The 24,663-nt window shown below is 46.1% G+C and carries 25 protein-coding genes; 7 read left to right on the top strand and 18 right to left on the bottom strand.

Translation table 11 applies throughout. From position 1 onward, the window contains the following. Window positions 1-29: 29 nt before the first annotated feature. Genes AAC052_RS26965 through AAC052_RS26950 form a run of 4 tightly spaced genes read right to left on the bottom strand, consistent with a single transcriptional unit; the run spans window position 30 to window position 2,527 of the window. Window positions 30-599, bottom strand: a complete 570-nt coding sequence (locus AAC052_RS26965; RefSeq protein ID WP_339816236.1) for a hypothetical protein — start codon at window positions 597-599, stop codon at window positions 30-32. Then, on the bottom strand, window positions 592-1,401 hold the full coding sequence (murQ, locus tag AAC052_RS26960; protein WP_339816235.1) for an N-acetylmuramic acid 6-phosphate etherase: 810 nt from the start codon (window positions 1,399-1,401) through the stop codon (window positions 592-594). The genes AAC052_RS26965 and murQ overlap by 8 nt, the downstream gene beginning before the upstream one ends. Then, a complete protein-coding gene (locus tag AAC052_RS26955; RefSeq protein ID WP_339816234.1) occupies window positions 1,398-2,261 on the bottom strand; it encodes a BadF/BadG/BcrA/BcrD ATPase family protein in 864 nt (287 codons plus the stop codon). Before AAC052_RS26955 ends, murQ begins: the two co-directional genes overlap by 4 nt. Next, window positions 2,258-2,527, bottom strand: a complete 270-nt coding sequence (locus AAC052_RS26950) for a cytochrome b5 domain-containing protein (protein ID WP_339816233.1) — start codon at window positions 2,525-2,527, stop codon at window positions 2,258-2,260. The genes AAC052_RS26955 and AAC052_RS26950 overlap by 4 nt, the downstream gene beginning before the upstream one ends. Window positions 2,528-2,803: 276 nt before the next feature. On the opposite strand from AAC052_RS26950, the gene AAC052_RS26945 reads away from it, so the two are divergent. Beyond that, window positions 2,804-4,063, top strand: coding sequence for a dipeptidase (locus AAC052_RS26945; protein ID WP_339816232.1), 1,260 nt, complete (start codon window positions 2,804-2,806; stop codon window positions 4,061-4,063). A 15-nt stretch (window positions 4,064-4,078) separates the two neighbouring features. Here the strand turns inward: AAC052_RS26945 and AAC052_RS26940 are convergent, their stop codons facing one another. Beyond that, window positions 4,079-4,849, bottom strand: a complete 771-nt coding sequence (locus AAC052_RS26940; RefSeq protein WP_339816231.1) for a DUF1223 domain-containing protein — start codon at window positions 4,847-4,849, stop codon at window positions 4,079-4,081. 129 nt (window positions 4,850-4,978) lie between these two features. Between AAC052_RS26940 and AAC052_RS26935 the strand changes: the two genes are divergently transcribed. Together AAC052_RS26935 and AAC052_RS26930 are read left to right on the top strand one after the other, a co-directional pair. Further along, window positions 4,979-5,311 (top strand): helix-turn-helix transcriptional regulator, encoded by a 333-nt coding sequence (locus AAC052_RS26935; RefSeq protein ID WP_317489406.1) that lies wholly within the window; start codon window positions 4,979-4,981, stop codon window positions 5,309-5,311. 234 nt (window positions 5,312-5,545) lie between these two features. Next, window positions 5,546-7,912 (top strand): FtsX-like permease family protein, encoded by a 2,367-nt coding sequence (locus AAC052_RS26930; RefSeq protein WP_339816230.1) that lies wholly within the window; start codon window positions 5,546-5,548, stop codon window positions 7,910-7,912. A 42-nt stretch (window positions 7,913-7,954) separates the two neighbouring features. Here AAC052_RS26930 and AAC052_RS26925 read toward each other — a convergent pair whose 3' ends face one another. The 10 genes from AAC052_RS26925 to AAC052_RS26880 all read right to left on the bottom strand — a co-directional run bounded on the left by AAC052_RS26925 (window position 7,955) and on the right by AAC052_RS26880 (window position 16,324). Next, the gene (locus AAC052_RS26925; protein ID WP_339816229.1) at window positions 7,955-8,482 is read right to left on the bottom strand and encodes a DUF4190 domain-containing protein; all 528 of its coding nucleotides are present in this window, start codon (window positions 8,480-8,482) and stop codon (window positions 7,955-7,957) included. A gap of 330 nt (window positions 8,483-8,812) precedes the next feature. After that, on the bottom strand, window positions 8,813-9,412 hold the full coding sequence (locus AAC052_RS26920; protein WP_339816228.1) for a redoxin domain-containing protein: 600 nt from the start codon (window positions 9,410-9,412) through the stop codon (window positions 8,813-8,815). 184 nt (window positions 9,413-9,596) lie between these two features. After that, a complete protein-coding gene (locus AAC052_RS26915; RefSeq protein WP_339816227.1) occupies window positions 9,597-10,061 on the bottom strand; it encodes a beta-carotene hydroxylase in 465 nt (154 codons plus the stop codon). A gap of 25 nt (window positions 10,062-10,086) precedes the next feature. Continuing rightward, window positions 10,087-10,932: a 4-hydroxy-3-methylbut-2-enyl diphosphate reductase gene (locus AAC052_RS26910; RefSeq protein WP_339816226.1), complete on the bottom strand. Its 846-nt coding sequence runs from the start codon at window positions 10,930-10,932 to the stop codon at window positions 10,087-10,089. Between the two features lie 21 nt (window positions 10,933-10,953). Then, complete coding sequence (locus AAC052_RS26905) at window positions 10,954-11,649, bottom strand: lycopene cyclase domain-containing protein (RefSeq protein ID WP_339816225.1); 696 nt, start codon at window positions 11,647-11,649, stop codon at window positions 10,954-10,956. Next, window positions 11,649-12,491 (bottom strand): phytoene/squalene synthase family protein, encoded by an 843-nt coding sequence (locus tag AAC052_RS26900; protein ID WP_317489414.1) that lies wholly within the window; start codon window positions 12,489-12,491, stop codon window positions 11,649-11,651. Before AAC052_RS26900 ends, AAC052_RS26905 begins: the two co-directional genes overlap by 1 nt. Window positions 12,492-12,501: 10 nt before the next feature. After that, window positions 12,502-13,980: a phytoene desaturase family protein gene (gene crtI / locus AAC052_RS26895; RefSeq protein ID WP_339816224.1), complete on the bottom strand. Its 1,479-nt coding sequence runs from the start codon at window positions 13,978-13,980 to the stop codon at window positions 12,502-12,504. A 3-nt stretch (window positions 13,981-13,983) separates the two neighbouring features. Further along, window positions 13,984-14,496 (bottom strand): RNA polymerase sigma factor, encoded by a 513-nt coding sequence (locus AAC052_RS26890; RefSeq protein ID WP_151996237.1) that lies wholly within the window; start codon window positions 14,494-14,496, stop codon window positions 13,984-13,986. Window positions 14,497-14,708: 212 nt separating this feature from the next. Next, window positions 14,709-15,602, bottom strand: coding sequence for a MerR family transcriptional regulator (locus AAC052_RS26885; RefSeq protein WP_339816223.1), 894 nt, complete (start codon window positions 15,600-15,602; stop codon window positions 14,709-14,711). Between the two features lie 98 nt (window positions 15,603-15,700). Beyond that, a complete protein-coding gene (locus tag AAC052_RS26880) occupies window positions 15,701-16,324 on the bottom strand; it encodes a carotenoid biosynthesis protein (protein WP_339816222.1) in 624 nt (207 codons plus the stop codon). Between the two features lie 106 nt (window positions 16,325-16,430). Between AAC052_RS26880 and AAC052_RS26875 the strand changes: the two genes are divergently transcribed. From AAC052_RS26875 to AAC052_RS26865, 3 genes are all read left to right on the top strand, one after another. Next, window positions 16,431-16,736 carry a DUF4286 family protein gene (locus tag AAC052_RS26875; protein ID WP_317489418.1) on the top strand — a complete coding sequence of 102 codons (306 nt, stop codon included), beginning with the start codon at window positions 16,431-16,433 and terminating at the stop codon, window positions 16,734-16,736. 19 nt (window positions 16,737-16,755) lie between these two features. Continuing rightward, window positions 16,756-17,835: a winged helix DNA-binding domain-containing protein gene (locus AAC052_RS26870; RefSeq protein WP_339816221.1), complete on the top strand. Its 1,080-nt coding sequence runs from the start codon at window positions 16,756-16,758 to the stop codon at window positions 17,833-17,835. Between the two features lie 62 nt (window positions 17,836-17,897). Continuing rightward, window positions 17,898-19,466: a serine hydrolase gene (locus AAC052_RS26865; protein WP_339816220.1), complete on the top strand. Its 1,569-nt coding sequence runs from the start codon at window positions 17,898-17,900 to the stop codon at window positions 19,464-19,466. 7 nt (window positions 19,467-19,473) lie between these two features. On the opposite strand, the gene AAC052_RS26860 is transcribed toward AAC052_RS26865, so the two are convergent. The 3 genes from AAC052_RS26860 to serS form a co-directional block, all read right to left on the bottom strand. Then, window positions 19,474-19,923 carry a GNAT family N-acetyltransferase gene (locus AAC052_RS26860; RefSeq protein ID WP_339816219.1) on the bottom strand — a complete coding sequence of 150 codons (450 nt, stop codon included), beginning with the start codon at window positions 19,921-19,923 and terminating at the stop codon, window positions 19,474-19,476. 114 nt (window positions 19,924-20,037) lie between these two features. Continuing rightward, a complete protein-coding gene (locus AAC052_RS26855; protein ID WP_339816218.1) occupies window positions 20,038-22,176 on the bottom strand; it encodes a prolyl oligopeptidase family serine peptidase in 2,139 nt (712 codons plus the stop codon). Between the two features lie 62 nt (window positions 22,177-22,238). Then, on the bottom strand, window positions 22,239-23,513 hold the full coding sequence (gene serS, locus AAC052_RS26850; protein WP_317489423.1) for a serine--tRNA ligase: 1,275 nt from the start codon (window positions 23,511-23,513) through the stop codon (window positions 22,239-22,241). Window positions 23,514-23,777: 264 nt separating this feature from the next. Here serS and AAC052_RS26845 point away from each other — a divergent pair. Further along, window positions 23,778-24,663: Rho termination factor N-terminal domain-containing protein (locus AAC052_RS26845; RefSeq protein ID WP_339816217.1), on the top strand; the 886-nt coding region annotated here is incomplete at its 3' end.

Genomic DNA, 24,663 nt, shown 5'->3' with positions numbered 1-24,663 from the left:
GTTATGATGTAGCGTTGCGTAGCAGGCCACTACTCCCCAATCCTCCGCTGAATCTGCTGTGCCACCAATTGATAGAAGATTTTCGGTGTCAGGGTTCTCCAGTTGTCGATCTGTAGGGTTCCGCCGAAGTTGACGTAGGAATCGATATTGAAGTTTTTCATTTCATCAAGCACAAAATCCCGAAAGCCTACCATGGCAATCCAGCCGTCTTCCACCTCTTCAAACCATTCTTCGTAATAGGAATCGTCGGAACCGTGGAAGTTGAGCACGTTTTCACCGATGAGGATGAACTTATTGATACCATAAAGCTCGAAGTGCTCAACGATGTTCCGCTTCAGATGCATGATATCGTTGTGGAGGGCGTCGTTCCACTCCCCAATAAACTCGAAGACTACATAACCCTCTTCGTAGTCGGCGTAGAGGATTTTCATGTACAGCGTTTCGGATCCCATATAATCCCAGCCGGGGGCCAGGTAGTAGCCGTACACAGTTTCGGAGTAAACGTCGTAGTTGTATTCTTTTCCTTCAAAAGGGGAGTTGGGATCCGTGGAAGGGTCGTAATACGTAAGCCACCGGTAGAAAGGCTCTAGTTCATGCATGCGAGGGGTAATTGTCGACTGCTCCTCTCACTGAACCATATTTTTGCAGGAGCTTCGCAGCTAGCGGTTCTTCGATTTTCAGCTCATCCATCACCATGCGCACGCCCCGTTGCACCAGCTTCTCATTGCTGAGCTGCATGTCCACCATTTTGTTGCCTTTCACATGGCCCAGCTGTATCATCACCGTGGTGCTGATCATGTTAAGCACTAGCTTTTGCGCTGTGCCTGACTTCATGCGGGTGCTACCAGTAACAAACTCCGGTCCTACCACCGCCTCGATAGGGTATTCTACTGCTTCGGCCAGCTTAGTGCCAGCGTTGCAGGTAATGCAGCCCGTGAGCAATCCGTTTTTCTTTGCTTCCGACACACCCCCGATTACATAGGGCGTTCTGCCAGATGCTGCAACTCCTATAAGCGTGTCTTTTGATGTTGGCTTGTACGCCTCAAGGTCTTTCCACGCCTGATCGGGATCGTCCTCAGCATGTTCTACTGATTTTCTGATGGCGATATCACCACCGGCCATAATACCGACTACAACATTGGGAGACACACCGTAAGTAGGCGGGCATTCGGAGGCGTCCACAATCGCCAGCCTGCCGCTGGTGCCGGCACCAATGTAAAACAGTCTGCCACCATCTTTCATGCGGGGCACAATCTGAGAGATCAGTGCCTCCATTTGTGGCAATGCTTTTTGAACCGCCAAAGGAACTGTTTGGTCTTCCTTGTTGATGTTGGTCAGCAGCTCCAGAACAGACATTTGTTCCAGGTGATTGTAATATGAACTGCTTTCGGTGGTGCTCATACTTTACTTGTTCCAAAGGTTTTCTCCTGATGATAAAGCGTCAGGCCTGCTATTGGGCCCTCAATGATATTTTTGACGGTGATGCCCTGATCGCTTGCTGCCTGGCGCAGGATGTTGCCGTAATAGAAGGCCACCGAGCCGGTGAAGTGTACGGGAAGTTTGTCGTGGCCTTTGTAAGACATGACTATCTCTGTGAAAAACTCGGTGAATGAATCATACACTAGCTTGTACACATACGGCTCCTTAATATGATGCATAAGGAATTTCATGAAACTGGCCAGGAATCGGGAAGGGTACTTTTTTTTGTATACGTTTTCCAGCACATCTTCTTCTGTCAAACCGAACCTTTTATCAAAGGCCTCCTGAAGGGATATAGGGAGCCTGTTTCTTACAGCGGCTATCAGCAGTTTTCTGCCCATATTGGCACCGCTGCCCTCATCGCCGAGCACATAGCCGAGCGAGGGTACTTGCGCAGCAATTTTTTCACCGTCGTAATAGCAGGAGTTAGACCCTGTGCCCAAAATGCAGGCAATGCCTGGCTCATTACCACAAAGCGCACGGGCGGCTGCCAGGAGATCGTTGTTGACTTCAATGGAGGCTTCCGGGAAAAATGGCCTGAGAACTTCAGCTACTTTTTTGTTTTTTTCTACGCTTCCGCAGCCAGCACCATAAAACGCCAGCTCAGTTATTTTGTGCGCTCCCACCACTTGAAGCACATGTTCCTGCACTCCTTTTCGAAGATCCTCATCTTCCTGCACGTAAGGATTGTATCCTTCAGAGCTTGCCTGTTTGATTTGACCGTCTTCCGTGATCAAACGCCATTCTATTTTTGTTGCCCCACTGTCTGCAATTAGAATCATTGTGTAAGGGTGTTTTCATGCCCGGACAAGCGCCCAATGCATTTGAATTTATCAAAAACTGAATCAGTGTGTGGCGCATCGGGTAATTCACCGGTAAGATCTTGGCCCGCCCAGTGTTCGTAGTGAAGTCCTGTTCGCCATTGCCTGGAGAGACTCACATCATAAATGAATCCCTTGTAGGCAATCCAAACTTCCTCCCTGTCCTGACCGTTGCGAAGCGCCAACTGATTGGCTGTAAATATCGGCAATAAATTTGAATTATCCATATTGTGTGCGCACACAATTCAATTTTAGGCTGTTTTTGATTTTTTCAACCTCATGACCCAACTACAGATTTGGGCGCAAGGTTCCACTTTCAGGCAAGTTAATTAATTCGAAGTGCCACATTCACTCCGGTTCAATTATTATACTATTATTAATCATTTTCTCATTTTATTAAATGAAATAGCGGAGCGAGCGCTATTTTACTTCGTTCTCTACAACAAACTATTGGTTTCTTTGCCATTTGCTCTTAATTTCATGACTCAACTAAACCTAAAACAATGAAAAAACTAGTCTACTGCCTTTTAATTGCTGTATTAGCGGCCTGCAGTACTCCAAAGGAAGAAAAGAAGGATGTTTCGGCTATGTCGGACGACGAGCTGAGAGCATACGCAGACACACTTGCTCATAAATTTATACTGACTGACGGCCACGTGGATTTGCCCTATCGAATGAAGGTGGCAGGCTTCATCCTGAAAAAGGAAATTATGGACGTGTCGGTTCGCACGCCGGAGGGCAACTTCGATTACGTGCGGGCAAAGGAAGGTGGCCTGGATGCGCCTATGATGTCGATTTACATTCCGTCGAGCTACGGTGTGACGCAGGAAGCCAAAAACCTGGCCGATTCACTGATTGATATGGTGGAAAAGCTGACAACTACTTATCCCGACAAGTTTGCGTTAGCCAAGACGCCAGCGGCAATTGAAGAGAACTTTAAAGCTGGTTTGATATCGCTACCGATGGGCATGGAAAACGGAGCTCCCTTAATGGAAGACCTGGCCAATGTGGCGTACTTCGCTGATAGAGGGATCAACTATATCACACTTACCCACGGTAAAGACAACCAGATTTGCGACTCCAGCTACGATACCACTTACACCTGGAACGGCCTGAGTCCATTTGGTGAGGAGGTTGTGAAAGAAATGAACAAGCAGGGCATCATGGTGGACATATCACATGTGTCCGACAGCACATTTTATGATGTGATGGCACTGACTGACGTGCCCGCTATCGCCTCTCACTCATCTTGCCGGTATTTCACGCCGGGCTTCGAGCGCAATATGTCGGATGAAATGATCAAGATGCTGGGCGAGAATGGGGGGGTGATCCAAATCAACTTCGGGTCGAGCTTCCTTTCCGGCGAAGTAAGGGAAAAAAGCGAAAAGGTGCGGGAGCACATGACCAACTGGCTGGCTGAAAACGGATTGAGCTACAGAGATTCTACTGCGCAGGCCTATATGAAGCAATATGTGGCTGATTCTGCCATCAACCTGTTTGCTACGGTAGGTGTGGTGGCTGACCACATTGACCATGTGGTAGAGATAGCCGGGATTGACCATGTTGGTCTGGGTTCGGACTATGACGGTGTGGGCGACTCGCTACCAACTGGGCTGAAAGATGTTTCTGAGTTTCCTAACCTGATCTACGAGCTTTTGAAGCGGGGCTACACCGAAGAGGATATTGCCAAGATTTGTTACCAAAACGTGTTCAGAGTTTGGAACGCAGTGCTTGATAAATCCAAAGAACTGAAGGGCGCCTAACACCTCCAAAAGAAGTTATAAGATGACCTGGCAAGCAGCAATGATGGCCAGGTCATTTTTATTTTGGAGATAGACAACTACGGAATTGTCATTGGGTTCAAACCCGTTTGGCAACAAAAGTGAAACTTCTCCAGCTGCTTCTGACATCACTGTTTGAAACTCCACAACAACGTTTTTGTGGGTCAGTGTTCGTCCTTTGTTCTCTCCCCTTGCAACATGGTTTTGTACCTCCTTTTTTACCAGGGCGATATTGATCAATGCCTGGTTGGGAGCTTTGTCCAGGGCATATTTTATCAGGAGCTCGCCGCCGTTGTCAAAGACTGAAGCTTTTAGCGAGTAACCGGCGGGTTTAGCCAAGGCAGCTTTGATGGCGCTATCCGCTTCCTTTCTGGAAGAGCCTACAAATTCAACTTTTCCATTGACCACCATTTGGGGGGTGTAAGCATTGCCAGCCTTTAGTTGGTTGACATAGTTGCCCTGCCGAACGTTGTAGGCCAAACTTGCATATGGATCTTTCCAGCCCAGGTAGTCCCAGTAACTTACGTGAAAAGACAAGCCAAAGACGGGATCACCGTTGATAGCGGCCTGTTCAATAATTGAATTAAGAAGATGGTCGGCGGCCGGACAGCTCGAGCAGCCTTGTGAGGTAAATAGCTCAAGTAGGGCAAAAGCTCCGTCGTTGGGCGTCGAAATTAGAGCCTTTTTTTCAATGAAAGGCTTCGGGCTTAGAAAAGCAGCGAGCCCCGTCGCTAGCACAACGCCTATGGCAACTGTCCACTTTTTCATGCTGTAAAGGTACAACGCAGAGGCCTCGCATGCTGTAAGGGGGCTGACAATCGGGCTCAAGAAACTTTTATAACCTCTTCAATTAGGAATTTAATATGATAACCTCTACATTTTGGAAAAATATAGACTATGAAGAAAACACAGCTGGGGGAGTTTGAGGAAATTGTGTTGCTGACGATCGCTGTATTGCATAACGACGCCTATGGTGTGTCGATTAAGAATGAGCTGGAGAGGAGACTGGGTTATGGTACCAGCGTGGGGGCGTTGCAAACAGCACTAAAGAGACTGGAGGAAAAAGGCTATCTCGATTCCGCATGGGGCGAAACCTCCAATGTGCGTGGAGGCAAGCGGAAGAAGTATTACAAAATTACGGCGTCTGCCCAAAAAGCTTTGCAGGAGATCAAAGACATCCGTGCCCAGCTGTGGTCTGAGATACCTTCGATAGTTTTAAAATTTACGTAAGCCATGAGATCCCCCCAATTTGTTCCGCCTCGTTTACCGATGCGATTTTTTAGGGCAATTTGTAAAGCAGATTTTCTGGAAGAGATTGAAGGGGATCTTTTGGAAATATATGAGCAAAAGGCTCTGGAAAATTCCCCGAAAAACTTGAAATGGCTCTTCATTTGGGAGATCGCCCTACTCATCCGACCGAAACTTTTAAAGTCATTTATTCCCTCATCAGTAAATCCATTTTTTATGATACAGGATCATTTGAAAGTCAGTTTCAGGAATCTGAGGAAGTACCGTGCTTATACACTGATCAACCTTTTGGGCCTTTCGCTGGGTATCGCTGCTTCGGTGCTGCTGTTTTTGGTTGTCAGGTTTGAGCGCTCGTTCGACAACTTCCATGCGAACAGTGCCCAGCTGTATGTAGTGGGTGAGAGCGAAGCGGGTGGCAAGCCCTACTTTCAAAGCAAAGTGCCCTTGGCTCCCAAATTAAAAGAAGGCTTGCCCGAAGTAGTACTGTCTACACGGTACGGCGGCTGGGACAGTCCGTGGCTCGAAACCAACAATGGAAGAGTTCATGAAGTCATCAAACTTGTCGATCCTGATTTTGCGTTGATGTTTGACTTTAAAGTCAAAGAAGGAGATTTTCAACAGACGCTGTCGACAAAGGATCAGTTGGCAATTACTGAGACGGTCGCAAAAAAATTGTTTGGTTTTGAGCCCGCAGTAGGCAGGCAGGTTCAGGAAAGCCAGTCAAAAAAAACCTGGTTGGTCGGAGCGGTTTTGGAAGATTTGCCATCAAACAGCAGCATGCAGTTTGATGTGCTCACAGGATGGGACAACAGGCCTGAATGGCTGAGGGATCCTGAGATGGCCAACTGGTACAACACCTTCATGCCGGCCTTTGCGATGTTGGAAAGTGGTGTAACACCAGAAAAGATTGATGACAAACTAGCGAAAATTGTGGCAGATAATTTTGCGAACAAACAACAGGATATTGCCATTGCCTTGTTGCCGCTGGCGGCCTACCGAACGGTGGATACAGACAATGCGTCAATTGTTAACCTGCTCGCTATAGTGGCAGTCATAATCGTCTCGATAGCCTCGGTCAATTTTATCAACATGGCCACGGCACAGGCGCTTGTCAGGATCAGAGAAGTAACGATAAGAAAGGTGCTTGGCTCAAATAGACGGCAGCTCATATCGCAGTTTATCATTGAGTCGCTCATGGTGAATTTTTTAGCGGCTGCATTAGCCTGGCTGGTCGTTTACCTGATGCTGCCGGGCCTTGAAGAAAGGTTCTCAATAGAACTACAGCTTACCACACTGGACTATTTCAATCTCATTGGTGTCTCTCTGATGTTTGTCTTTTGCGTGGGGCTCCTCAGTGGATTGTTCCCATCTTTTTATGCCACTTCCATTAAACCGAAGGAAGGCCTGAACGGAGCGGGTTCCGTGGGGAAATCTGGCGATGTCGTGCGAAAGTCTTTGTTGGTTTTCCAGTTCGCCGCTTCAATTTTTATGATGGCAGGAACACTGGTGGTTTGGAAGCAAATTCAATTTATGAAAGAGCAAGACCTCAATTTTGCTGATGGCCAGTTGCTGGCTATCTCAGTTAATTCCGAAAACTTTAGTGATTCGGAGAAAGTGCTGAAACGAATCAAGCTCTGGCAGGACGATTATAAGGCTGTGCCGGGTGTTGGCTCTGTCAGCTTTGGATACAATGTACCCGGACGATACTGGGATAATTACAATCGGTTGACGGATAAAGATGATACTCAAAACGGCCTACACATGAAGCAGGCCTACGTAGCCGACAACTACTTTGAGACTCTCGGAGTGAAATTTGTGGAAGGCCGGAGCTTCGACAGAATCCTGGCCAGCGACTCCAATGCAGCAGTCATCAATAAGAAGGCGATGGAGGCTTTGGGCTGGGAGTCGATAGAAGGGAAGTACCTTTGTGATGGCGGCGAAGCGGGTTGTACACTTGTAAAAGTGGTTGGCGTAACAGAGGATTTTCATTATCAGTCACTAAAAAATGATATCGAACCGCTTATGCACTACCCCATTCAGGACTTTTTCAACTTTGTAGTCATTCGGTTTGAGCCAGGTAAAACCCAGGAGGTGCTCGCAAGGGTGGAGGCCGACTGGCGGGAGTTGCAGTCTTACGAAGGGCTCGACTACTTTTTTGTTGACCAGGAGTTTGCTGCCATGTATGCCGAGCAGGAGCGCATCGGGTTTTCTGCCGCACTTTTCTCAATACTGGCATTGATCATCGCATCGCTTGGCCTGTTTAGTGTGGCCTCGTTCATGATCCGGCGAAAACGAAAGGAAATCAGTATCAGAAAAGTAATGGGTGCATCGCTGAGCGAGTTGGCGGTGTCGTTAACGAAGGGTTATTTACTACTTGTGGCGATAGCTTTCGTCATTGCGATTCCCGCATCGTATTACCTGATGGACAACTTTCTACAGGGCTTTGCTTACCATATAGCTTTGGATCCGGCAATATTCGTGGCTGCTGGTGGACTCGTTTTGTTGTTTGCCCTGATCAGCGTTGGCCTCATTGTGTTAAGAGCGGCGAAGGAAAACCCGGTGCTTGCCTTGAGGGATGAATAAATGGACTAAGTTGCAGATCAGCAAATGATCACCAAACGGCTACTAATTCAAGACATAACCATAGAAAGCAAGCAGGCCGACTATCGACAGTACAAGGGTGCCGATGCTCATTCCAAACAGAGCCATGCCATAGCCACTTTGGTTCTTCTTTCTAATGCGCTGAATGGCAATCAGTCCGGTGGTTAGGGCTGAGGCGGCTGTTGCCAAGAACAAAAAAGAAGCAAGAGCGGGGTACGAAATAGGTAAAAGGAACAGTGCGATGGTCGCCAGCGCAGAGAAGAAGCTGATTTGTGCCAATCCACTGGTTTTTTGAATAGCGCTGTTCTTTGGAGACAATTGAGATGTGTCGCTTTTGAGAATTTCAGGGTCAATAGGAACAATGGATGAATCAGATGGCATTCCGGCGAGGCCCAGATTTAGATTTTTGGCTTTGAACTCCGGAGAATATAGCGCTTCTTTTTCCTGCTCTTTTTCGAAGTAGGTCAACGTATCAAAAAATGGATCTTCTTCCTCAGCACCCGGGATAAAATCATTTGAATGACTTTTTTCAGATTTTTTTGAAAAAGGCAATTGAAATTGATACGGTTTAGGGACTTTACATTGGGTCAAAATCACTAAGAAAAGCAAACCAGCTACTACTTGCCTCATTGAGCATATTTATTTTGCAGCCAAAATAGTAAATAGTCCGTCACTTTTGGCGCCATACGAAGCTCGTTTTTTCAAACTGTTTAATGCGGAAGTGTAAAGTTGTTCTTAGGTGCCCGGCAAGTGTAGGAGAGAGCCGGTAATAGCTTCTGGGCTTGCACTTAGGTAATAAAACCCCAAAAAGTAGAAATGGAGTAATATGCCTTATTTGGCAGGCAAAAGACGTTTGTTCCACTATATTAAATTTGTTGATACTTACTCAGCCTTCTTTAGCATCTCAAGCAAGTGCAAATAGTTTCCTTCCTTTGGATTCATTGCATCCAATAGATAGCCATCTGAGAACTCCTTTATAATGAACTCACTATCTATTACCAGCGTTGACGGGAACATTTTTGGCACTTTGAACATCTCACGAATTCGAGCGCCATTTGGGAGAATTTCAAAGTCGATCAATTTTGTATGGTGAATGCTGTCAGCAAACTGATAGTAACCGGTAGAGTTGAGTTCTACGTTGAAGAAATTCCCCTCTGCGTTGGTTACCTCAGCTTTACCTTCTTCAAGGACACTAAGGATCTTAACGTCATTGCCAAACTCCGTAGCCAGTCTGTTTAAATCTCGCACTTCCTTCAGACACGATCCGCAATACTTACTCCAAAAATGCAACAAGATTTTCTGCCCTTCATAGCTTCCGAAGTTAATGAGACTATCTTTCAGGTTGTATCCTTGAAAGTTGGGCGCTGGTTTATTAAGTAACGAATAAATAATAGTGTCTTCTTCTTCAAAGATCACATAGTCTTGTGCTTTTACCTTGCCGAGTACGACTAATAGTAGAGCTGTTAGTATTAATATTCGCATCAATATCACAATTGGTGAAGTTAAATGTAGCAAATAAAATAGAAAGTAACTAATTATTTAGTTAATCAACTAAGCCTTTAGAAGAGCTTCGATTTTTACGCTTGGCCTAGCCCTCGGGAAGTAGTCAGAGATGGATGTGAAGAATGGATAAAATGGGATTTTGAAACAGAAGGAAAGAGGATTTTCAGGACGTTTTCCCTTTTTCCTTCTCGTACTTCTTTGGCGCATACAAGAAACCAAAAGCTCTGGCTCCTTCCTTGGTGTGCACTTCATGGTGCACGTGGTGGGCATTCATGATCCGCTTCATGTATTTGCTTTTGGCTTTGTACTTGATTTTGATCCGCCTATGCACAATCACATCATGGAAAATAAAGTAGAAAAGCCCGTAAGCCAGAATGCCAAAGCCAACGAACATCAGCCAGCGTATCTCTGGAATTTCTGATCCCAGTACGATACAAGCGACAGAGGGAATACTAAAAACCAATGCAAAAAGGTCGTTGCGCTCCAGGGCATGGTCGTGCACTTTGTGGTGTGACCGGTGCCAAGTCCATAAAATCCCATGCATAATGTATTTATGGGTAAACCAGGCCATTGCTTCCATAAAGAAGAAAGTGCCAATGACAAGAAAGGTGTAGAGCAACCAGATCATTTCAAGAATTTCACTACAAAGGTAATCAATAGGTCAGCAACTCGTCCCTTACCGACTCCATCAGCCACATGGGTGTGGAGGTGGCACCGCAAATGCCAACCGTGTCACCAGGCTTAAACCATTGTTTCTCCAACTCAGCAGCGTTGCTGATAAAGTAGGTATCGGGGTTGGTATTTTTGCATACCTGATAAAGCACTTTGCCGTTCGACGACTTTGTACCTGACACAAACACAATCTTGTCAAAATGCCGGGCGAAGTCCCTCAGTTCTTTATCTCTATTCGATACCTGTCGGCAAATGGTGTCATTAGGGTTCACTCTTATACCTGCTTCGGTGAGCAAACGGGTGATTTCATAGAACTTGTCAGTGCTTTTGGTAGTCTGGCTATACAGGGTCAACTCCCTTGGCAGCGAAGGGATGTCCAGTTCAGCAATGTCCTGAAAAACCACAGCCTGATTGTTGGTCTGGCCAAGCAGCCCGACTACTTCGGCGTGACCAGGCTTGCCATAGATGTAAATCGTTTCCTTTTTGTCGAAAGAATTCTTGATCCTGTTTTGAAGCTTGAGCACCACTGGGCACGACGCATCTATCAGCTCCAGGTTGTTGTCAACGGCCAAAGAATAGGTTGATGGCGGCTCACCATGTGCCCTGATCAACACTTTGGCGTCCCTGATGTCGCCTAACTCGTCGTGATTGATAATCTTCAGGCCTTTCTTTTCAAGCCGTTTCACTTCCTCGTCGTTGTGTACAATATCGCCGAGGCAAAACAACCGGCCTTCCTCTTCCAGAATGTCTTCCGCCATTTCAATGGCATACACCACTCCAAAGCAGAAGCCAGAATGAGGATCGATATTTACACGTAGGTTCAGCATACTTTATTTAACCATCTAACTTCAATTATGTTTGAGACCAAATCTCGATTTAAAGAATTCATAATATGTAATGTTCATGAGCAACAGCAGCAGCGCATAAACCGTGTCTTCAACGGGTATCGTCCAAATTCGTATGCCTATATTTTCTGCATTGTTGTACCAAACAATAGGCGCTTCAGTCACTCCCCCGGTGAGGATACCATTGACCAACAGAAAGGGGATAAGATGGATGAGGTATGCTACAAAGAAATGCCCCAGGTAGGCAGGTTTTAATAAAAGCCCCTGAGCAAGCAACAGCAGCCCAGCGAACAGAAAACTGTAGAATGTGTAGTCTCTGTGAATGTTGAGGGCGGCCAGAATTATCAAGAGGCAACCCAGCAGAGTCGCCAGCCAACTTAGTTTTACATTTAGCCTATTTCCTTTGTCAAAATAAATGACGCAATCATAAATAAATATTGATGCGAATGGGACGGTGAAAAAGAAGAGCCACTCTTCAATCGGAAGATGAAATAAAAACAGCCCGGTGAGGTAATCGGCGTTGAAGCCCCAGACACCACCTTTTGTGAAGATGACGTCCCAAACAATAAAGAAACCGGCAGTTAGAATAATGCCGGGAAATAATGCCTTCCATCTGGAGGCATAGGCAATTCTTGGTTCGAATGACCTGACGAGGGGAAATGAGATCGTGGCAATATGTAGCCAAAGATAGAGTGACATCAGAAGCTGTTTAAACTATGCTTTAGGTAGGTTTGGAACAGCAAAATGATCTTCTTCGAGTCAGGTATCCTGATCCTTTCAGTCATTATTCTGGCAACCGGCAGCCTCTTAATCTTGCTGAAAAGTGTCAGGTAGTATACGTAGGCCAGGTACACGCCAAGCCGTGCCCCTTTGGGCAGCCTTTTGATGCCTTCGTAGGCAGCGTCGAAGTCCTGCTGAATGTCGGATTCAATCTGAGCTTTGCTGATTTGTGAGAAATTATTGAAGTCTACACCTGGAAAATAGGTACGCCCCCTGTCCTTAAAATCGCTTTTGATGTCTCTTAGAAAATTCACCTTTTGGAAAGCCGCCCCCAGTCTTCGGGCAGGCGCTTTCAACGACCGGAATTGCTCGTCGTCCCCTTCGCAAAATACTCTCAGACACATGAGTCCAACTACCTCTGCCGAGCCGTATATATACTCCTGGTAACCACTTTCATTGTATTCATTCTGGATAATGTCCATTTCCATGCTGCGCAGAAAGGCGTCGATGAGTTCGTTCTCTATCTTGTATTGATTGACAACGGATTGAAATGAATGTAGTATCGGATTGAAACTTAGCTTCTCGTCAATAGCATCGTAGGTGTCTTTTCTAAATCTTTCCAGCAGCGCCTTTTTATTGTGGTCATGAAACGTATCTACGATTTCGTCGGCATACCTGACAAACCCATAAATAGCAAACACTGGATCTCTGAATTTTTTGTGCAGCGTCTTAATCCCAAGGGTAAAAGACGTGCTGTAGCGCTCTGTAACAAGCTGGCTTACTTTTAATGCGGTGCTGTCAAAAAGATCTATGTGGTTCATAGTGTTACTATTATCTGACAAAGTCTTTTTTTATTTCATTGGCTACCACCTGGCCTGAAATAAGCGTAGGGGGCACACCCGGGCCCGGCACTGTTAATTGCCCAGTGTAATATAAATTTTTTAGATGCCGGTTTTTCAACGAAGGCTTCAAAATCGCCGTTTGTTTCAGCGTATTAGCAAGACCATAGGCATTTCCTCTGAAAGCATGGTAATCCTTTATGAAATCATTGTGCGCATAGCTTTGTTTAAAAATCACATGGTTTTTCACCTTCTGCCCGATTAAGATTTCCAGCCTGTCCATGATGATGTTATAATATTTTTCTCTCGTTGCCTCATCGTCTTTCAGCCCAGGTGCTACCGGGATGAGTAGAATAAGGTTTTCGCAGTCTTTGGGTGCCACGGTATTGTCTGTTACCGAAGTGGCAGACAAGTAGAATAAAGGATTGCTTGGCCAAGCAGGTGTTTCATAAATTTCTTTCGCATGAGGGCCAAAATCCTGGTCGAAGAACAGCATGTGATGGGTAATATTTTCTAGTTTCTTGTTCAGCCCGATATAGAACAAAAGGCTGGAAGGAGCCATGGTTCTTTTCTCCCAGTACTTTGGGGTATAATTTCTGTATTCGTAGTCGAGCAGGTGCTGGTCTACATGGTGGTAGTCGGCACCGGCCACCACCACATCAGCTTTGAAGGCACCTTTGGCGGTAAGCACACTTTCAGCTTTCCCATTCTTTGCCACTATTTTCTCCACTTCATGGTCAGTCAGGATCTTCACACCTTTATCCTCTGCCAGGCTAACCATTGCCTCAATCACTTTATACATGCCTCCCTCCGGATACCACGTGCCCAGCGACATGTCGGCATAGTTCATCAGGCTGTACAACGCCGGTGTGTTTTCCGGTATAGCGCCAAGAAAGAGCACAGGGAACTCCATCAGCCGGATCAGCTTGTCGTTGGTGAAGAATTTTCGGACGTGACTGTACATACTTTGAAACACATCCATCTTCACCAGGCCTTTTAAGAGTCGTGGGTCAATAAACTCGAGCAATGAGCGGCTCGGTTTGTACACAAGGTCGTTAATACCAACTTCGTATTTGTATTCAGCCTGTGAAAGAAAGGCTTGCAATTTTTTTCCGGCACCCTTTTCAAGTGATTCAAAAAGAGCCTCTAGTTCACTCATTTTGGCAGGCACCTTCATGTGGTCATTCTTATCAAACACCACGGTGTAAGACGGGTCAAGCCTTTTCAAATGATAGTAGTCAGAGGGCTTCTTGCCGAAAAGCGCAAAATACCGCTCAAAAACATCAGGCATCCAATACCAGGAGGGGCCCATGTCAAACATGAAGCCCTCGGCTTCAAGCTTCCTTGCCCTGCCTCCAATCGTTTTATTTTTTTCCAGTAAAATGACATTGTGGCCCTGATCAGCCAGGCAAGTGGCTGCTGATAGCCCTGCAAAACCTGAGCCGATAACGCAAATATCCAGTGCTGGCATAAATTAGAAGCTGTGAGCGTAAGGAGTCAATTTAGCCTTTAATTCTTTGCGGGCAATGTGGATACGGTTTTTAACGGTGCCAATCGGTATTTGAAGCTTGTCTGCAATCTCGTGGTACTTGAATCCCCGGAAATACATCATGAATGGACTCTTGTACACATCATCTACGTTGTTCAGCGCTTGTTCAATGTCCTCCATTGTAAAGCTGGAATAGGCATCGTTTTGCACACTGCTCCCGGATGAATTGATGTAGTGCAGATTGTCAGTAGTGTCAATAAAGGTGTTCCTTCTTACCATTCTTTGGTAGTTGGTAATGAAGGTGTTCTTCATGATTGTGTATAGCCATGCCTTGATATTGGTGCCGGGGGCAAATTTTTCACGGTTTTTGAATGCCTTCAACATTGTTTCCTGAATGAGGTCATTCGCATCTTCCATATCCCTGGTCAGCTTCAGTGCGAATGGTTTCAATGATCCTGACATTTCTTTGAGAGTGTAATTGAATTCTAAAGCAGTCATATCGGTCAGCTATTTTGTTTAATCAAAACTACAAACTATTAAACAAACTACAATGTTTTGTTTAATTTAATTTTGTTATTGTTAAACAAAATGACTTTGCGAGACTGAATGACCCCGTGAGCTAACCTGAGCAAGGCATGCGGCTTATCACTTATCGATAAAAGTGTATTCAGGTTTCTTCGAAAGAAAGGAGATAGATGCCTTTGAGAATACTAAGCCTCGGTGCTGTGTTCTTCAACAAAACTCGTGATCTGCTCGGAGCGTGTAAAAATGACCACATTATCAGGGGCCTGTATATCCTGTCCTATTACCTGGTACCCGGACAAAAGGATAGTTGATTCGGGGAATAGGCCCGAAAGCTTGTTTACATAACGTTGCACCTGGTCGATACCAGGAACCGATGTGAGAATAGAAAGGATAAATTCGGGCTTGTGCAGGTTATAAACTGACACCAGATCCTGAAGAGGTAGCGACTGCCCAAGGTAAATGCTCTTATTGTGCCTTGACCTGATCACATAGTCGGCAAAAAGAAGGCTCAACTCATGAAGCTCACCTTCCGGAAGATAAAGGAGATATTTTCTTGCATTTGAAGGGTCCGACGAATATTGTCCGTCAATGGCAACTATCAGCTTTTGCCGAATCAGGTTCGAAATAAAGTGTTCCTGGGCTGGATTGATACTTCCGGTTTGCCAAAGGACGCCGATTTTGGAGAGAAAAGGATAGACGATATTAAGCATGGTTTTTTCAAACCCTAGCTTTAGAATGTTAGACGACATGATTTTTTCGAATCTGTCTTCGTCCATATCAATCATCGCTAAAGTAAGTGCATGGATTTGCTCAGGGAAACGCAGGTGTTTGTCGGTAAGGGCCAAAACTTCCTCGGCTATTTCCTGAGAACTCATGTCAGCTATGTGAGAAATTTTGAATCCATTGTCTTTCAATAGAGAAACATTGAGAATAAGCTTCAAATCGAGGTCGTCGTAACTTCTTATATTGGTATCTGAGCGGCTGGGCTTGATAAAATTGTACCGTTGCTCCCAAATCCGGATGGTGTGGGCTTTGATACCAGATAAATGCTCGAGGTCTTTGATTGAATAGTTGCTCACTTACTTAAACGTTATCGCACTCTAATTTACACGTGATCTTATAATCGGTTTATGATGAGACAAACTTAATGCTCAACTAAAATGTTTGAAAAACTTTGTTAGCCCAGGTAGCCAACGAGCGCAAAGAAAGATGCCTGAGACAAAATAACGTATTTGTCCAGCTCATTTTTGTTTTCAAAACCAAAATGGTGAAGTATGCTATGGAGCACAAAGGCAAGCGCTCCCCAGCTAATATAGTTTTGAATTGGAATGCCCGACCCCTGCCAGCTCCAGTAGTCCGACATGATAGCTACCGGCTCCAGCAACATATCCAATCCCACCATCAGCAATGCACCAGCCAGTGATGCCAGCCACTTGTTGTTGATGGAGCGTGTAAGGGAAGCTGTACATACTACCAGTATCAGCCAGTTGGTGCCGATAAGCAAAGGCACGCCGAAGAGCTTGGGCCCTAAAGTGGCTCCGTATTCGTAACTTCCGAATGGCCAGCCTGTTTGTACGCCAATTACCTCACTAAAAAAGGCGATTAAAAAACACAGCAATGCATAGGCGTAGAAGGAAGGGGTTTTGCTTTGCTGAAAAATGATCACAAGCGCAGCCACTATCAAAAGGTTGAGAGGTGTCAGTTGCCTCATCAAAGGTGCCCACTCTGGTAGCAGCATACCAATAGTGCCAACCACATGAAGTACCACAATTACCAGTGCCGCCTTGTTTTTACTGCTCATTATTCAAAGTTAGAAAGGTAAACTTGCCGCTGCTTGTTTGGTTTGAAAATAGTACAGAATTTGCCAACTTGTTCAACAGTCTACCCCCTGCCAAAGGGCTGAATTTATGGTATTATACAACGTCACGGTTAATATAGAATCAGTAGTTGAAGACGAATGGCTGCATTGGATAAAGTCCATTCATATTCCAAAGGTTATGGCTACCGGAATGTTTGTTGAAAGCAAAATATTTAAGCTCCTTCACGATGAAGGAGACGGGAGTGCCACATACAGTGTGCAATTTTTTGCTGCCTCTGTGAAGCAAGTAAACGAATATCTTGAAACCTATGCCCCGGCGCTGGTACAAGCTCACATGGAAAGGTATAAAAACAAACACGTAGCTTTTCGAACGCTGATGGAGCAGGTGGACTAAACTCTTCAGCCGTAGGGTCATGGACAATTCCTTCATAACGATGGCTAGACTGGCTAATCAGCGGATAACCCGAAATCGGTTTGAGTCAGCAACGCAGCTCGTGAGTTGGATGGGAGCTATGCAGGCTCAGGATCCTTATTTTATTAAGTGGGCGGTTGGCTCCAGACTTTCCGGGGCCACTGAACAAGATATTACAAAGGCGCTCGACGAAGGCAGTATTTTAAGAACCCATGCCCTCAGACCAACCTGGCATCTTGTAGCGCCGGAAGACATTTACTGGATGCTGGAGCTCACCGCACAAAACATTAAAGTTGCGGCAAAATCACGACAGAAAGAGTTGGGACTAACACCACAGATACTTTCTAAAAGTAACAGACTGATAGAACAAAAGCTCGAAGTCGGTCAGCATATGACCCGGCAAGATCTTTTGGCTGGGTTTGAAGAAGAAGGGATAAGTTTAAAGGAAAACCGGTCTTCCCATCTTCTGATGTGGGCGGAACTGGAGCAGGTAATTTGTAGCGGCGTATCACAAAGAGGGAAACATACCTATGCCCTGCTTGACCAAAGAGTGCCAAAGAAGGTGTTGCTTAGCAAAGAGGAGTCCCTGGCGAGGCTTGCCCTAACCTACTTCAAAAGCCACGGACCTGCTACGGAAGCGGATTTTTGCTGGTGGTCTGGACTTCGGGCTGGAGAGGCCAGGAGGGCCCTGGAAATGGTAAGACATCAGTTGGGCTCCGAAAAGTTTGATGAGCAGGTTTATTGGTTCGATTCAGATACAGTGGAGGCCGTCGAAAAAACAAAGTCAGTCTTTTTATTGCCGTCTTACGATGAGTATTACATCAGCTACAAGGATCGAACCGCCGCCCTTCCCTCTGTCCACAATAGCAAGGCCATATCAAATAATGGCATTTTCTCGCCAGTCATTGCGGTGAGTGGACAAGTGAAGGGTACGTGGAAAAGAGCGATAAAAAAGGAAACTGTTTTTATTGAAACAAAGCTGTTTGAAGCCGTTTCGAAATCTACCCTCAAATTAATAGAGGTAGCCGCCCAACGTTATGCCAAGTTCCTGAACAAGAAAATGGTCATTAGTCATCTATAATTGCTAATCAAAGGAAGTAGTAGTAGTTTTATTAGGTAAATCCACTCAATGCCACTTCCGCTATGATCAAGCAGTTCAACATGAAGGCCCTTTATGGGGTATACCTCTTTTTTCTTTTTCTTGCCGCCTGCGAAAAGCCTGTAGAAGAAAAAGTTATTGACCTTCCAAGAGGCGTTCCGGAAGCTGAGGGCGTACCCTCCTCCAGCATTCAGGCTTTTCTTGAATCAGCTGACACCAGCAAGCACGAATTCCACAGTTTCATGTTTCTGCGACATGGAAAAGTGATCGCCGAGAGCTGGTGGAGTCCCTATGGCCCAGAGCTGCCGCACACCATGTACTCTACAAGTAAAAGCTTTACCTCAACAGCCATTGGGTTTGCTGTCACGGAAAAACTGCTGACTGTCAATGACTCGGTTATTTCGTTTTTCCCCGAATATGTTACTGATAGCGTGAGCGACTTCATGGCTGCCCTCACGGTCAAAGACCTGCTCACCATGTCGGTGGGGCAGGATCCAGACCCGTCGGCCACCATACCTGGCGACAGCCTCTGGGTAAAGTCATTCCTTTACACGCCCATCATCAACAAGCCGGGAACAAAATTTCTCTACAATTCGATGGCTACTTACATGTTGTCGGCTATTGTTACTAAAGTAACAGGGCAAAAAGTCATCGACTATTTGAAACCAAGGCTGTTCGATCCTTTGCATATTCAAGGGATCGATTGGGAGACTGACCCCGTAGGCAACAACACAGGTGGCTGGGGGCTAAGGCTGAAGACGGAGGACATGGCTAAATTTGGACAGCTTTTGCTCCAAAAAGGTAAGTGGAACGGGGAGCAAGTCCTTTCAGAGGAGTGGATAGCTGAAGCAACTTCTTTCAAAATACAGCAGTCGCCGGAGCTTCCGGCAGAAACCAAAGCAAAGAGTGACTGGCTGCAGGGCTATTGCTACCAGTTTTGGCGCTGCCGCAATAATGCCTTTCGGGGCGACGGTGCTTTTGGTCAATACATCATCGTGATGCCGGATCGGGACGCAGTCATTGCCATTACGTCGGAAACATCTGATATGCAGGGGATTTTAAATATGGTTTGGGACCAGTTGCTTCCAGCTATGGCCGACGATGAGTTGCCCGTTGATGCCGCAGCGGTGGCATCTCTTGAGAGAAAAATCGCCTCTCTTTCACTGCAACTCCCATCAGCCGACTTGGCATCCACTATGGAAGGAGCCCTGTCAGGCAAAGTATTTAAGCTTGATTCCAATGGAAGAAATATGGAGAGCATAAGTTTCCAGTTTGGGTCGGCTGGAAGTGATGTGGCTTTGAAGTATAAAAATGACACCTATAAGATTCCTATTGGCTGGGGAGAGTGGAAGTATTCGCAAACCAAAAGACCAGGCCCCTACCTGGTAGCCAGAGCAAAAAATGCGCTGAAAGGCCTGCCTCCATTCAAAGTTGCTGCGGCTTATTCCTGGAAAGAAGAGAATGTGCTGGAGTTAACCCTGCGATATATTGAAAGCCCCCATACAGAGACAATCACCTGTACTTTTGAAGGTGAAGATGTCATGCTTGATTTCAAATGGAGCTTTGCGCCCACCATGAAGCCTCCGGTGATAGAGGGAGAGCTGGTAGAATAAGTGATTGCTAAAAATCGAGGTGACAGTTGAGCCAGCCGTTGTCAAACCTTGCGCCGTATTTTTTGTAGAAATTGATGGCAGGTTCGTTCCAATCAAGAACCTGCCACATCATGCCTGTGCAATTGGTTTCCTTTCCTTTTCGGATAGAGGCATCAAATAGCTGCTTACCAATTCCACTTCCCCTTTCCGACTGGGTCACCACGATGTCCTCCAGATAAATCCTCTTGCCTTTCCAGGTTGAGTAGCGGTAATAGTACAAGGCAATGCCGATAATGGTTGCGCCTTTCTCCGCCACAAAAAAGCCGAAGACCGGATGCTCGCCGAAGCCGTCTTCTTCCATTTTATCAACGCTGTTGTTGACTTCATGAAGCGCCTTCTCGTATTCCGCCAGCTCTTTTACAAGCTTCAGCACCTGCGGTAGGTCTTCAGCGATGCCTTCACGTATGTTAACTTCCATGGTTAAACGGTATGATTCTCTTTGTTACCTTAAATGTATAGACATCCTCATCTCAATGAAATAAAAAAGGGGCCAAAATGCCCCTTTCATTTAATACATCAAGCCAGCGGCTATTTACATCGCTTTTTTGGCCACTTCAGGCACAACACCCATGTTGTACCAGGTAAAAGAGTAGAGATCAGCGGCCTCTTCTATAATTTTGGAAGTTGGCTTTCCGGCCCCATGACCTGCTCTGGTTTCAATTCGAATCAACACCGGATTGTCGCCGGCCTGCTTGGCTTGTAGCTGAGCGGCAAACTTAAATGAGTGAGCAGGCACCACCCTGTCGTCATGATCAGCTGTGGTAACCAGGGTCGCAGGATACTTTACACCTTCTTTCACATTATGCACAGGCGAATAGCCCAGAATGTACTTGAACATCTCTTCTGATTCCTCTGAAGTCCCGTAGTCGTAAGCCCAACCGGCACCAGCCGTGAAAGTGTGATAGCGAAGCATGTCCATAACGCCTACTGCAGGGAGCGCCACCTTAAATAGTTCCGGGCGTTGTGTCATAGTGGCGCCCACCAGAAGGCCTCCGTTGGAGCCACCGGCAATAGCCAGGTAGTCGCTGCTGGTATAACCTTCTTTGATCAGATACTCGGCAGCACCTATGAAGTCATCAAACACATTTTGTTTTTTCATCTTGGTGCCAGCAAGGTGCCATTCTTCGCCGTACTCACCACCGCCACGAATGCTGGGCTGCGCATAGATGCCACCATTTTCCAACCACACAATCCTGGAAACACTGAAGCCAGGCGTCATGCTGATATTGAACCCGCCATAGCTGTAGAGGTAGGTGGGGTTCTTACCATTTTTTTCAAGTCCGTTCTTATAAGTGATAAACATGGGGATTTTCGTGCCATCCTTGCTGCTATAGAAAACCTGCTCGGTGGTGTAATCTTCAGGGTTGAAGTCGACCTTTGGTTGCTGATACAGGGTGGATTTTCCTGAGGCAATGTTATAGGAGAAGATCGAACTTGGATAAGTGAATGAGGTAAACGTGTAATAGATGTCGGTGTCACTTTCTTCGCCTCCAAAGCCGTAAATGCTTCCAATACCTGGCAGCTCGACGTCCCTTTCCAGTTCGCCTTTCCGGTTATATTGTTTGATTTCGGACTTGGCATCCACCAGATATTCAGCAAAAATCTTCTCCCCGGCAGTGCTGGCGCTGAGCACGTTTTTGGTTTCAGGAATTACATTTACCCAGGTGGCTGGCGTCGGGTCAGCAAACGAGGTCTTCACAATCCTGTTGTTAGGAGCGTCCAGGTTAGTGAAGATAAATAAGGTCTCTCCGTCGTTGTCAATTACATAGTGGTCTTTATCCACATTGTCTACAATTGGCTTTATCGGGCTGTTCGGAACCGTTAAATCCTGAATGTAGAGCTCATTGCCGGTTGTGCTAACAGAAGCGGAGATAACCAGGAAGCGCTCGTCTTCCGTCAGGTTAGCTCCCACGTAGCGTCTGGGGAATTCGGCTCCACCCAGAATCAGCTTGTCGCTTGCCTGAGGCTCGCCGAGCTTGTGGAAGTAAAGTTTATGGTGCTGTGTCTTACCTGAAAGCACGCTGCCATCTTTAGGTTTGTCGTAGCTGCTATAATAGACACCTTCGTTGCCTTTCCATGAAAAGCCTGTGAACTTTAAGTCTCTCAAAGTGTCTCCAACTAGCTCTTTCGTGGTGGTATTAAAAAGCACACCCTTTCTCCAGTCAGAGCCGCCATCTGACAGCAGCATACCGGCAAGTGAACCGTCTTTAGAAAAGCTCAGGCCTGCAAGCGACACGGTGCCATCGGCAGAGAATGTATTGGGATTCAAAAACTCTTCGTGTTCATCTCCAAGATTTTTCACCCGGTAAAGCACGTTCTGATTTTGAAGCCCATCATTTTTATAGAAATAATAGTAGTCGCCACGTTTAAATGGGGCGTACACTTTCTCATAGTCCCAAAGCTTTGTAAGCCTCTCTTTCACTGCCTCCCTAAAGTCGATATTGTTCAGGTAGCCAAAGGTCACTTTGTTTTCCGCTTCCACCCATTGAGCGGTGGCTGCCGACGTGTCGTTTTCCAGCCATCGGTAGGGATCCTCTACTTTGGTGCCGAAGTACTCATCAACATGTGCTACCTTTTCGGTGGTTGGGTAAATGATGGCCTCTTCTTTTGGAGGTTGTGAGCAATGGCTGACAAGGCCGGCTAAAACGACAAGAATGGATAATTTTCTCATGGTTGAATGGGTTAAAGAGATAAAAAAAGCCTGAAAGGTTTGTTTCAGGCTTATGCGTTAAATTATTTCTTGATCATATTGAATCCTGTGTAGGGAACCAGCACCTTCGGAATCTTGATCCCATCGGGGGTCTGGTTGTTTTCCAGCATGGCTGCCAGTATCCTTGGCAGGGCCAGCGCACTTCCGTTCAGGGTGTGAAGCAGTTCCGTCTTCTTGTCCACCTTGCGTCTCAGCTTGAGCCTGTTGGCCTGGTAAGTCTCAAAGTTGGACACAGAGCTCACCTCCAACCATTTTTTCTGTGCCGCAGAGTATACTTCGAAGTCGAAGGTAAGCGCAGAGGTGAAGCCCATATCGCCTCCACATAGCTTCAAAATGCGGTAAGGGAGCTCAAGGTTTTTGATAAGCCGCTCAACGTGGTTCTTCATTCCGTCGAGTGCTTTGTACGACGCCTCAGGGGTGGTTACCTGTACTATCTCCACCTTATCAAACTGGTGGAGCCTGTTTAGGCCACGCACATGTGCACCCCAGCTGCCCGCCTCTCTCCTGAAGCAGGGCGTGTAAGCCACATTCTTCACAGGTAGTTCGTCATCAGCCAGAATTACGTCCCGGTAGAGGTTGGTAATGGGCACCTCCGCCGTTGGGATAAGGTACAAGTCATCGGCGGTGGCGTGGTACATCTGCCCTTCTTTGTCCGGTAGCTGGCCCGTTCCGTAGCCTGATTCTTTGTTGACCACGATGGGGGGCCTCATTTCGAGATACCCTGCGTCTAATGCCTGATCAATGAAGTAGTTGATCATAGCACGCACAATTCTGGCCCCTTGTTTCTTGTAAACAGGGAAGCCGGCCCCGGTTATTTTTATGCCAAGGTCAAAGTCGATGATGTCATACTCCTTAATGAGATCCCAATGTGGCTTGGCGCTTTCGGGCAGCTTGGGTAACGTGCCTACCTGAAACACCACTTCGTTGTCTTCGGCTGTTCGTCCTTCCGGCACGCTTTCGTGCGGCACGTTGGGAAGCTCATAGAGTTTATTTGTAAGCAGCTCTTCAGTAGACTCCAGGTCACTGCCTAATTTCTTGGAAGTTTCTTTAAGCTCCGATGTCTGCGATTTGATCTTCTCAGCAGCTTCTTTTTGGCCGCTTTGCATCAACTGCCCGATTTGCTTGGCCAGTTGGTTGGCTTCTGCCAGAGCTACATCCATCTCAGTTTTCAGAGATTTCCGCTTGTCGTCCAGGGCCAGCACCTCGTCGATCTTGTCGTCTACCTCTTTCAGCCCCCTTTTCTTGAGGCCTGTCAGAACCTTTTCTTTATTAGCACGTATTTCAGAAACTTGTAACATTATGCCTAATTAGTTAAGTTTGCAAAAGTAAGAGATTTACAAAGAAATATTCAGGCTGGTTCCCGCTTAAATTCTCTTGTGTCTCCAGCGGTCTTTTTTCAGCAATTACTTGTTATTAATGAATGCTTAGCATATAATTGCGGCGTCATTTTCCGACAAACCTCAGGCCGTTTCTCATTATCAATTTTGTTTTAACGGAATAGAATCTCGACCTTTTTTTTGTAACCACTTCATTTAGAATATTACTATCTCAATTCATAGTTTATGTACAGCATTGACGACCTTAATGTCCGTCTTCTTTCAGAATTAAAAGACATCGCAGAAAAACTTGGAGTTCCCAACTACAAAAAAGCTGCAAAACAAGAATTAGTCTACAAAATCCTCGATCACCAGGCTGTGATGCCAGAAGAGGAAGTTTCCAAAATAAAGAAGTCAGATAAGGCCGCTACCCCGGTAGCCGCAGCCCCGGCCCCGGAGGACAAACCGAAGCCCGCTCGCCCGCCAAGGGAGGACGATAGAAGGCCTAACAACAAACCGAAGATTCGCAGGGAGAATGTGGTAGCAAAGGACGCAGCTAAGCCTGCTGAAGGCAAATCGGATGACCGTCCAAAGAAGAGAGAGGTAAGCAGTGCTGATGAACTCCTTCAGTCTTTCAATCTTGAAACTGACGACGATGACACATCAGCGAAAGAAGTGGTAGAAGAAGGCAAGAAGGTAGAAAAAGAAATATCTAACGACTCGAGAGGCGAACTTAGAGAAGACACGAGAAATCGTGAAGACAGAGGTGACCAACCTGGCAGAGAAGACAAAGGCGATCAAAAAGAGCAGCGTGCTCCATTTAAGCCCAAAAGAAATTATAACACCAATATCAAAGAGTTTGACGGTATTATCGTTAACGAAGGTGTGCTGGAAATCATGCAGGACGGCTATGGCTTCCTTCGCTCTCCAGACTACAACTACCTGGCTAGCCCTGATGATATATATGTGTCGCCGTCTCAAATTAAGCTATTTGGCTTAAAAACTGGTGATTCGGTGAAGGGACAAATCAGGCCTCCAAAAGAAGGAGAAAAGTATTTCGCCTTACTAAGAGTAGAAACCGTTAACGGTAAAACAACTGAAGAAATACGTGACAGGGTTTCTTTCGAATACC

Source organism: uncultured Imperialibacter sp. (assembly GCF_963974565.1).
Lineage (GTDB): Bacteria > Bacteroidota > Bacteroidia > Cytophagales > Cyclobacteriaceae > Imperialibacter > Imperialibacter roseus.
Note: the sequence above shows the minus strand (reverse complement) of the source record. Positions and strands in the feature narration are given on the sequence as shown.

Excerpts from the sequence above, each read along its gene's own strand:
- AAC052_RS26965 (WP_339816236.1), bottom strand. The coding sequence starts at position 599 with ATGCATGAACTAGAGCCTTTCTACCGGTGGCTTACGTATTACGACCCT.
- murQ (WP_339816235.1), bottom strand. The coding sequence starts at position 1,401 with ATGAGCACCACCGAAAGCAGTTCATATTACAATCACCTGGAACAAATG.
- AAC052_RS26955 (WP_339816234.1), bottom strand. The coding sequence starts at position 2,261 with ATGATTCTAATTGCAGACAGTGGGGCAACAAAAATAGAATGGCGTTTG.
- AAC052_RS26950 (WP_339816233.1), bottom strand. The coding sequence starts at position 2,527 with ATGGATAATTCAAATTTATTGCCGATATTTACAGCCAATCAGTTGGCG.
- AAC052_RS26945 (WP_339816232.1), top strand. The coding sequence starts at position 2,804 with ATGAAAAAACTAGTCTACTGCCTTTTAATTGCTGTATTAGCGGCCTGC.
- AAC052_RS26940 (WP_339816231.1), bottom strand. The coding sequence starts at position 4,849 with ATGAAAAAGTGGACAGTTGCCATAGGCGTTGTGCTAGCGACGGGGCTC.
- AAC052_RS26935 (WP_317489406.1), top strand. The coding sequence starts at position 4,979 with ATGAAGAAAACACAGCTGGGGGAGTTTGAGGAAATTGTGTTGCTGACG.
- AAC052_RS26930 (WP_339816230.1), top strand. The coding sequence starts at position 5,546 with ATGATACAGGATCATTTGAAAGTCAGTTTCAGGAATCTGAGGAAGTAC.
- AAC052_RS26920 (WP_339816228.1), bottom strand. The coding sequence starts at position 9,412 with ATGCGAATATTAATACTAACAGCTCTACTATTAGTCGTACTCGGCAAG.
- AAC052_RS26915 (WP_339816227.1), bottom strand. The coding sequence starts at position 10,061 with ATGATCTGGTTGCTCTACACCTTTCTTGTCATTGGCACTTTCTTCTTT.
- AAC052_RS26910 (WP_339816226.1), bottom strand. The coding sequence starts at position 10,932 with ATGCTGAACCTACGTGTAAATATCGATCCTCATTCTGGCTTCTGCTTT.
- AAC052_RS26905 (WP_339816225.1), bottom strand. The coding sequence starts at position 11,649 with ATGTCACTCTATCTTTGGCTACATATTGCCACGATCTCATTTCCCCTC.
- AAC052_RS26900 (WP_317489414.1), bottom strand. The coding sequence starts at position 12,491 with ATGAACCACATAGATCTTTTTGACAGCACCGCATTAAAAGTAAGCCAG.
- crtI (WP_339816224.1), bottom strand. The coding sequence starts at position 13,980 with ATGCCAGCACTGGATATTTGCGTTATCGGCTCAGGTTTTGCAGGGCTA.
- AAC052_RS26890 (WP_151996237.1), bottom strand. The coding sequence starts at position 14,496 with ATGACTGCTTTAGAATTCAATTACACTCTCAAAGAAATGTCAGGATCA.
- AAC052_RS26880 (WP_339816222.1), bottom strand. The coding sequence starts at position 16,324 with ATGAGCAGTAAAAACAAGGCGGCACTGGTAATTGTGGTACTTCATGTG.
- AAC052_RS26875 (WP_317489418.1), top strand. The coding sequence starts at position 16,431 with ATGGTATTATACAACGTCACGGTTAATATAGAATCAGTAGTTGAAGAC.
- AAC052_RS26870 (WP_339816221.1), top strand. The coding sequence starts at position 16,756 with ATGGACAATTCCTTCATAACGATGGCTAGACTGGCTAATCAGCGGATA.
- AAC052_RS26865 (WP_339816220.1), top strand. The coding sequence starts at position 17,898 with ATGATCAAGCAGTTCAACATGAAGGCCCTTTATGGGGTATACCTCTTT.
- AAC052_RS26860 (WP_339816219.1), bottom strand. The coding sequence starts at position 19,923 with ATGGAAGTTAACATACGTGAAGGCATCGCTGAAGACCTACCGCAGGTG.
- AAC052_RS26855 (WP_339816218.1), bottom strand. The coding sequence starts at position 22,176 with ATGAGAAAATTATCCATTCTTGTCGTTTTAGCCGGCCTTGTCAGCCAT.
- serS (WP_317489423.1), bottom strand. The coding sequence starts at position 23,513 with ATGTTACAAGTTTCTGAAATACGTGCTAATAAAGAAAAGGTTCTGACA.